1 protein-coding gene is annotated in these 880 nt (G+C 61.1%); it reads right to left on the bottom strand.

All coding sequences use genetic code 11. From position 1 onward, the window contains the following. A partial coding sequence (locus tag WJU21_RS19470) for a TonB-dependent receptor plug domain-containing protein (RefSeq protein WP_346325136.1) occupies nt 1-809 on the bottom strand: 809 nt, incomplete at its 3' end. Nucleotides 810-880: the final 71 nt, after the last annotated feature.

The raw sequence follows: 880 nt of genomic DNA, 5'->3' as shown, positions 1-880 counted from the left end.
GTGTCCTCGCGGGCATATGTCAGCTTCGCGCCGTACTTTTCAGAGCTGAGCGCCGACTGGTCGAACAGGGTGCCGACTGGCGCGATGGACGGGTCTTGAAAGACGGGAAAGGTGTCTCCTCCATACAGGGCATAGAAATCGTAATAGAAGCCCTGAAGCGTCAGCACGCCCCCCACCAGATTGCTGTGCCGGTAGGTGAGCGCGAAATTCCGCGCATCGTTATAGGTCGGATCCCCCGGCGGGACGCCCTTCACCGAGGTCGCCGGAATCCCCGCGGCGATGCTGCCGGGTACCACCACATAGTCGCCATCACCTTCTTGCTCGAAGATATTGGCCATGAACTCCAGTCGTTGGTCCTCGTCGAGGTCGAAGCCCAGCTTGGCGAAGATGTTCCAGGCCTGCGTGTCCATCGTGTCGCCTTGGGTGGTATCCACGCCCACCGGCCGTCCCTTGCCGTCGTAATAAAGGTCGCGTTTGTCGAATGTCGCGCCCAGCACGAAATCGAACAGCCCCAGCTTCGTTGCCGTCAGCGCCGAAGCCTTGTAATGGAAGCCGTTCTTCTTGAAGTCGTCCGTCGTGAGTTCAAGGGAGATGCGGTTCAGCCAATCGCCGGACTCCGGCGCCGCGACCGTCACGTAATTGATGACTCCGCCGGTTGCACCGACGCCCTGGATTGCATTCGCGCCGTACACCACCTCGACCCTGTCGACAAACGCCGGGTCGATCGTGTAGCCGCTCCGCTTGCCGTCCCGCAGGGGGGTCGATTGGGGAATGCTGTCGACCATGTACAGCGGCGTCCGTCCACGCATCGATTCGCCGGTGCTGGTCATCTTCTGGCGACCAGGCGAAAAGCTCGGGATCGAAAAGCTCAGGCTGTCCA

It is taken from the genome of Emcibacter sp. SYSU 3D8, assembly GCF_039655875.1.
GTDB lineage: Bacteria > Pseudomonadota > Alphaproteobacteria > SMXS01 > SMXS01 > RI-34.
The sequence above is the reverse complement of the archived record's forward strand: the minus strand, read 5'-3'. Positions and strand labels throughout refer to the sequence as shown.